This window comes from Nostoc foliaceum FACHB-393 (assembly GCF_014698505.1).
Lineage (GTDB): Bacteria > Cyanobacteriota > Cyanobacteriia > Cyanobacteriales > Nostocaceae > Nostoc > Nostoc foliaceum_A.
In genome coordinates, this window is the sequence record NZ_JACJTD010000134.1 from 1 (window position 1) to 7183 (window position 7183).

Genomic DNA, 7183 nt, shown 5'->3' on the forward strand with positions numbered 1-7183 from the left:
CCGCCCTTTCCTCCGACACCTGCCCTCCCGCCCCGATTACGTAACACCACATTCTTGAGTTTAGATAATGACTCAAAGTAAACAGTAGCATTACCACCATCACCACCATCGCCACCATCACCACCATTACCGCCATTGCCGCCTTTAGCACCGCATACATTTACTGTCACATTTTGCGGCTGTTGACATCCAGAAGCTTGTTCACCAGAAATAGCAGATTCTCCCGCTTCGCCATCTGTACCGGAGAGGTCAATCGTTTGTAGTTGTTCGCTAGCGCGAATTGTTTGCTCGGTAGCAGAGTTCCCATCTCGTCCAGATCGACCATCTACACCATTTCTACCAGCTTGTCCAAAAGTTTGTACTTCAGCAGCAACAACATTGACAGCTAGACTGTTAATAATTGTTGCCAGAAGGCATACTTTGAGAATGTACTGAAGCGGCTGATTAATATTCAGACAAGTCAAATAAATTAAATAAAACTTTTGATATAGCAATCCTAAATGAGTTACGAACTGGGGTTTGAGTTGGGTAAAACCAGTCATCATTGCTTTGTCGGGTACTTTATCTAAAGGGTTTATTCAGATTTGAGCTTTTACATAGCTTTTAGACAGCGTTTGAAAAAATGCTCAAGGATAATTCAAAATTTTGCATGTAAAAATCAGGCTTTCACGCTTTTGCGTTTTTTGTATAGTCGTAGTCATTATAATTAAGACGCTACTTGCTTGATTGGGGTTTCCATTGCATCACGGCTTTGCCCTTATGTCCTGGTTCAGCTAGCCCAAGCCTCAACAAGACAGCAGGGCGCACACTTGCCTAAATCTCATCTTGATACTCTGATAAGCCATGCTCATGAATCAGCTTTGTCAAATCCTCCAAATCCATGCTTTACCTGCCTGTCTTTGCTTTAGTTCATTACTTAGCAAAATAACACTGCGTTTCACTCTTTAGCGATCGCCTGAAGTTAAAGATTCTTAAAAGTATCGGACTTTTGAAATACGCAAGCCCCCCTCAACGCAAGCAATCCCCCACTGCGGAAACTTCGCCACCAGTTTCTTGATCACGATCACCAGCGCAGGATCATCATTCCAGCATTGTTGGAGGAAGTCAAACCCCGGATTCTGCCCCGAATTCGCCGCAACTTTCAGTTTCTGCATCCGCTCCGGTCGCATATTTGACCGCGCAACAATCGCCTCATGCGACCATTTTTCGGGATTTGGCACAGGGACGGCAGAACAGGTATCGTCTATAAGAAACGCGCAAGGAACATAAAGAAAGAGCTTTGGGTTCGACGCAACAATCTTTTATCTTAAGTAATCCATATCAGATTAACTTTGTCCCCTATCATCCCCATACGTACTATAAATTCATGTCCACCATCAGCAAAACTCAGCTTCCACAAATAGGTCTGAGTTTCTCCTTGTTTGAGATCACCGAAATAAGTAGTTGTATAACCTTCAGACATACGAGGAATTAGTGGGGAGCTAACTTGGTCAAAAATTTCTTTGGTAATATCTGTTCTGTAGTCGGAATCACCAACTCTGAGAAAAAGGTCGTAATTTCCTGTAGCTGTGGCATTCAAAATAGTTTGCAAACAATTAATCACGTTTTCAGGGGGATTAGTTGAATTCATAATCATGCTCTTATGTTTGTGTGGCTAGCTGTACTAAGCTTTCACCCCAAAATTCAAATTTTTTGCATCAAGTCAAGATTATTACAAAACTTTGCATTATTTGTTTTCAACGCATCACACTTGTTACTCATCCCAATCCACTAACACCCCATCAACAATCGCAATTCCCCACTGCGGAAACTTCACCAGCAGCTTCTTGATCACAATCTGCAAAGCAGGGTCATCATTCCAACACTCCTGCAAGTACTCAAACCCCGGATTCTCTCCCGAATTCGCCGCTCGATTCAGTTTTTCCCTTCTTACAGGTCGCGCATTTGCCCTTGCAACAATCGCCTCATGCGACCATTTTTCAGCACTGGTGGCAGGTGCGGCGGAACAAGTACCTTCATGATCCGCTTTCATTTCTCCACTTGAAATTGAATTTTCAACTAACAACGAAGCGGAATTACTTTGTTCTACAAGCCCTGGTGTTTGATTAGCGATCGCAGAATTTAAGGATTTTTCATCTTGAGCGACGGGCGCGGCGGAACAAGCACCTTCATGACAGTTCCTCGGCTCAACACCACAGTCCTGGTTTTCAGCCAACAACAAAGCGGGATTACTCTGTGCAGCATCCAAAAGCGCTAGCGTTGTACAGTGCGTTACCGCAGGTAACTCTTCCTCCTTCTCTGACACGCTTTCAACAAACTGAGGTGACGCGACCTCCAAGGGAGCGATCGCCGCCTCTTCACAGTGCGAAATAACGGGTTGCGTGTCAGAGTTACACCTCACAAACTCTTTTGTAGAGTTTGTGAGGTGTTCCTGAGCAGTTCGTGAGCTTTGCTGGAACCCCTTCTCTGACTGACTTTGACCTAAGATAGACGCTTTGTACGAAGCACCCATTTCTTCACAGCCAGCATCTATCTCTGAATCCCCAGCATTTGGTTCTCGTTTTAGAGAATCTGGTTCTCGTTTTTCGGCATTGGCTTTCTCCCAGAACTCTTTCATTCGACTGCCATGCAAATTTTTCACCATCCAACTAGCTGTTTCTCGGCCGTCTTCTACGGACTTATCGGGCTTGAAAATAAACAACCCGCTTTCAGCTAGAATTTTCTTTGCACAGATAAAAGTACTGTACCCCAAAGTGGAAGTCAGGGGCATCCATCGGGAACCATAAGGGTCAGCTGTCCAAGACTCCTGCCACAATTGCGTAACTGAAGGCTTTTGCTGCGATGCCCACAACATATCTTCTATGGGGATAATCACATGAAGCCGCTTATACGGTGACTGTGGTTTGCTAGCGGCAGCAGCCTTTTTGAGCTTGGGTTTTGTGATGGTTGCGGTCATTCTACAATCTCCTATTTATATTGACGCACGGAATTTTCCCCCACTGTGATGCGGGGCTTGGTACTTGCATTTCTTTGTCTAAAAAAGTTACCAGTACACTGAAAGACTATTGAGGTTGCCAGAATCGCAATTCATCTCGAAAATACCTATCAGTCTTTTTCGATTGCTCCTTCCAACAATCCCAAGCCACCACCAACTCTTCGCCTAATTCTTCTACTACTTCACCTCTCTCTACATACAAAGTGCGGTATGGATCAGCATGGGAAACAATAGAGCCGATGCCAATAGTGTCCGGTTGAGAGGATGCGTTCTGGAGTGCGGTAATCAATTCTGTTTCCTGGGTGGTCAATTCCGCCCAGTAATCTTGTTTAATCACTTCGTACTCTTGGGCCACTGCCCAATAGTCCTGCCATGTACACCCAGGTTTAGCTAGTACTGCCCGAATCTCACTAACCGCCTGGGGTAGCATTTCCAATTGCTCGGCTCGATAAGCGATCGCAGATGGTGTCGGCTCACTCCCCAGAATTATCGCCGCAGCTTCAAGTGCTTGGGTGTTGTTCATCGCACTGGCGAGATTCTTCAACGCCATACCCATCAGCCGCAGACATTCCTGTGCATTCTCTTTGGGCGGTTCCTGCGCCAGCGATCGCAAATCAATAGTTTTCTCTAGGGCAAGCTTCACCTGCTTGTTCAAAGCCTTGGTTGCTTGCTGGGTCATCGTATTCCCCCACTGTTGCGAGGGACGTTCTTCTACGGCGCGTTCCAATTCCTGAATACGTTGCTGGAGTTGTTGGTTTTCAATTTCCAGTTTCCGTAACCCCTCCATCTCATCCAATCGCTGCTGTAACTGAATATTCTGCTCCTTCTGCTGCTTGTACAGTTGTTGCAAGGATTGGATTCGCTCTTGTACCTGGGCTTCGGCTCTGGTAGCTGCTTCTGTTTGCAAGCCAATCCTCAGTTCTTGCTCTAGGCGCTCTAACTCTTGCTGATGTTGCTCTTTAATTTGAGCGATCGCTGAGGTATATTCTGGTGGATAGTTCCGCTCTCTAGGGAATGAAACACTGGCGGCATCTAGATCCGCATTGTTGATCAGTAACCTCTCGCCATCAGGGAAAGTTACAATCTGCTGCCAGCGATTTGGCGCGTCTGCCTCGATGCTTCCCGAATCCCCATACCTTGGATGTGATTCTTGTGAAACTGTGACAATAGCTTTTTGAGGAACCACTGGTTCTTGAATTTTGGGAACCATTGGTTCCTGAATAGATTGCTTTTTGCGTGGAAGTTGAGGAACCACTTTTTGGGCGGCAGCAGCAAAGTCTGATTCACCAGGGGACGGGTTATCTTTGAGAGCGATCGTTACAGCTTGTTTTAGTTTTTCTGGTTCCTTGACTAGCCGCAGCAGTGGACGAGCTTGGCGCTCATTTTTGATGTGTTCGCCCAACTCACCAACTGCGTCTATGACCTTTTTGGCTCCTAGCAGTTGGTTGATTCGTCGGTATCCACCCCAGGCGTATAACTCACGCTGGCAGTATTCTTCAAAGCTTTTATATCCAGCTTGCAGGTAAAGCTGCTGTTCCCGCATCTGAAGGATTTCATCTACCGCTTGCCATTCAAATCGGTCGATGGCGGTGAAGGTTTCCTGGATGCTGGTGTTGAGGTTGCTGTAATCGAGTGCTGATGTTTCTTCTCTTTCTAGTGTCAGCATATCTCTTGCCCACTATGTATGTTAAATACTAGGAATCTTGCAGTTAGTAAGGGACTTGCAGGAGCCGTTAGGCTTATCGCATTAGGCGACTTCAGCAAACCTTGTGAATCGGCTCAAGTCCGGGTAAACCGCTTTAAAGTAAATAATTTCGTTCTCTTTGTGATCAAGATGAAGGTATAAATGAACTTCGTCTGGATCTTTCCTGAAAGTACTTTTTCCTCGCCAGCAGTTCTGTTCTGATTTCTCCCAGTTACAAGATTCAGCATAAATGTCTGCAATGACTGCCTTTGGTGCATAACTTTCAACTGTGGTGACTGAAGCGTGGATATTTCTCTTGTCCTTATTCACCAAAAACAAGTTATATGCAGGTGCGATCTGAACAAGGCTGACAAAAAACTGGATGATTTCTGGAACTGCTTTTTGAAGAATGATGCGATCGCTCTCCAGCGTGAGCAGTTGATCCTCTACTATCGGGTAGGAGAACAAGCAATCGCGGATTGAAATGTTTCGCTGGCTGACTCCAGAGATGGCCAAGTTTTTCTGAATATCCTGAATATTATCTCTAATAGTGTGGTAGAGAAAAAGTTCAGTACCAAAATTAGGGCCAAAAATCTTACCCATACTTTCGTAGAACCGCGCCCCTTCATGTACGGATGATGGAGCATCCAGACACCAGCCTTTAGGGTCTGTCATGATCCGATGAATAATTTCATCATGTTTGGCATTACCGTTCCCAAGCCCAGCAAGCTCTAAGTAAACTCGTCTGTCTAACAATGAAGGGTAAATGAACTTATGGCGTTTGGGGTATCTCAGTCTAAGGCAGTCTTGCAGCAGTGAAGATAAGCCTTCTGTGCTGAATAAGTTGGGATTGTCTTGGAGGAGTAACTGGAAAACTGGTAAATTAGACATACTATTTCTTTGTTAAAGGATTAGTCTGGGCGATTGTTCTTCTTGGCGGGAGGCGATCGCTTTTAACTTAGTCCAAGAGTAAATATGTCAATAAAGTTTTCTAGTGACTCAAATAAAGATGGCGTGGGATTCATAACTGTATAACCTCGTACATAACTAAAGAATTGTGTTAGCACAGGTTAGTACGCTGTGATCTATAAAAAACAAAACCCACCTAATGCTCGGCGGGTTTGTCCTTGATAACAGTGTTAATAATGTGATCACGCCATTGCCTGAGAGTGGTGTTCTCCTCTCTCAGGCGACTAATTCCCCCAGGCATTCCTCTACAAGAGATTCAAGTCTTTGAACTCTTTGCTCAATCTGGGCTACATCATGGCCATTTTCCGAATTTTCTGTCTCTACATATTCTTTAATAAATTTTAAAAGTACATCTGTAACAGTTTTGCCCTGCGCTTCGACTTTAGACCGAAAAGCTGTCCGTATATCCTCTTCAATGCGAATTGTTAGACGAGATTCAATAGCCATAGACAATCTCCTTTTGTTTTAAGTTATCACAAGCCGTTAGTACGATTTATTCTATCAGGAAATATATTGGACTGGCGTTTCGTACTAACTATATTGACAAACGTACTAACTCGTACTAACATGGTAAATATAAAGGAGGAAACAAGCGCAACGCCTCCTAGTAAATAAAGATGCGCTCACTACAGAACTTTGACAGCACAATCCAGAGTGACTGCTTGAGGAGCAACCGAGGCACTGGCACAACCAGAGAAGGCGAGGGGTACACAGCATGGAAATGGATTTGCACTGAATAAGAAATTACCGGCAGGACGGCGGACGATATTTGAAGCGTTTGAAGTCATACACGTCGCCTGATACGCTGTATCTCCTGTTTTGGTATTACTCAAATGCCACTGGCTTTGAGTCGCAAATATATGGCTACGCCAAATCTTTTTGAGAGCGTTGTGCTGAACCACAACGTTCTTTGCACACATAACAAAGGCAATCGCCCACCGTCCAAAGTTTGCGATCGCCTTTTACCCTTTTATCAAGGAACTCTATTATGCCTTATACAACACATACACAGCAAGCAATTCCTAGTTCTTCTCATGATGAGCAAGCCCTAGCCCAAGCAGAACTATACAGTCACCTCGAAACCCAAGCCCAAGCTGTAGCCCCAACCCAAGATTCTCTCACCAACAGAGATCGCCGCATCATTGGTGAGATTATCGAAGTTGAACCCGAATCAGTTCGCACTATCTGGATTGAAGGCGGAATCACAGTATGGGTGCAGTTTGTGGAAGGCGGACGGCTACCCTTGGACAGGGACTGGTTCGCTACAAGAGTTGCAGAGGTCAAAGCGACTCTACCAGAAACAGCACTGGAACGGAATCGACGACTGGAGTCCGAGTTGAAAAAAGCTTGCACTCTTTTTGGTTTGTATCACGGTGAGATTGATTATCTAGTATTCAGCACGAAAGTCTATCGCCAGGGCAAGTTAGTTGGCTTCGTTGGCTGGGATGAAGAGGGCTGGTATGCCAGACCCAGACAGTACGGACTTAATCGCGTGGCTCCTAGTGCAGAACAAGTGATTGCCTCCTTAGGAGTCC

At 45.1% G+C, this 7183-nt stretch carries 8 protein-coding genes and 1 pseudogene; 1 reads left to right on the forward strand and 8 read right to left on the reverse strand.

Features of this window, described 5'->3' with window-relative positions; genetic code table 11:
• The 8 genes and pseudogenes from H6G92_RS37620 to H6G92_RS37655 form a co-directional block, all read right to left on the reverse strand.
• A pseudogene (locus H6G92_RS37620) lies at positions 1-545 on the reverse strand (hypothetical protein); the annotation flags it as partial.
• 426 nt (positions 546-971) lie between these two features.
• Positions 972-1220, reverse strand: a complete 249-nt coding sequence (locus H6G92_RS37625; RefSeq protein WP_242059505.1) for a hypothetical protein — start codon at positions 1218-1220, stop codon at positions 972-974.
• A gap of 86 nt (positions 1221-1306) precedes the next feature.
• Positions 1307-1630 (reverse strand): hypothetical protein, encoded by a 324-nt coding sequence (locus H6G92_RS37630; protein WP_190901821.1) that lies wholly within the window; start codon positions 1628-1630, stop codon positions 1307-1309.
• Positions 1631-1753: 123 nt separating this feature from the next.
• A complete protein-coding gene (locus tag H6G92_RS37635; RefSeq protein ID WP_190901823.1) occupies positions 1754-2956 on the reverse strand; it encodes a hypothetical protein in 1203 nt (400 codons plus the stop codon).
• A 106-nt stretch (positions 2957-3062) separates the two neighbouring features.
• Positions 3063-4661, reverse strand: a complete 1599-nt coding sequence (locus H6G92_RS37640) for a hypothetical protein (protein ID WP_190901825.1) — start codon at positions 4659-4661, stop codon at positions 3063-3065.
• Positions 4662-4742: 81 nt separating this feature from the next.
• Positions 4743-5570, reverse strand: coding sequence for a hypothetical protein (locus tag H6G92_RS37645; RefSeq protein ID WP_190901828.1), 828 nt, complete (start codon positions 5568-5570; stop codon positions 4743-4745).
• A 294-nt stretch (positions 5571-5864) separates the two neighbouring features.
• Positions 5865-6095 carry a hypothetical protein gene (locus H6G92_RS37650; protein ID WP_190901829.1) on the reverse strand — a complete coding sequence of 77 codons (231 nt, stop codon included), beginning with the start codon at positions 6093-6095 and terminating at the stop codon, positions 5865-5867.
• Between the two features lie 179 nt (positions 6096-6274).
• Complete coding sequence (locus H6G92_RS37655) at positions 6275-6550, reverse strand: hypothetical protein (RefSeq protein WP_190901831.1); 276 nt, start codon at positions 6548-6550, stop codon at positions 6275-6277.
• A gap of 86 nt (positions 6551-6636) precedes the next feature.
• Between H6G92_RS37655 and H6G92_RS37660 the strand changes: the two genes are divergently transcribed.
• Positions 6637-7183: hypothetical protein (locus H6G92_RS37660; RefSeq protein WP_190901833.1), on the forward strand; the 547-nt coding region annotated here is incomplete at its 3' end.

Bases quoted from the DNA above. Each gene is read 5' to 3' on its own strand.
- H6G92_RS37630 (WP_190901821.1), bottom strand. From the start codon at position 1,630: ATGAATTCAACTAATCCCCCTGAAAACGTGATTAATTGTTTGCAAACT.
- H6G92_RS37635 (WP_190901823.1), bottom strand. From the start codon at position 2,956: ATGACCGCAACCATCACAAAACCCAAGCTCAAAAAGGCTGCTGCCGCT.
- H6G92_RS37640 (WP_190901825.1), bottom strand. From the start codon at position 4,661: ATGCTGACACTAGAAAGAGAAGAAACATCAGCACTCGATTACAGCAAC.
- H6G92_RS37645 (WP_190901828.1), bottom strand. From the start codon at position 5,570: ATGTCTAATTTACCAGTTTTCCAGTTACTCCTCCAAGACAATCCCAAC.
- H6G92_RS37650 (WP_190901829.1), bottom strand. From the start codon at position 6,095: ATGGCTATTGAATCTCGTCTAACAATTCGCATTGAAGAGGATATACGG.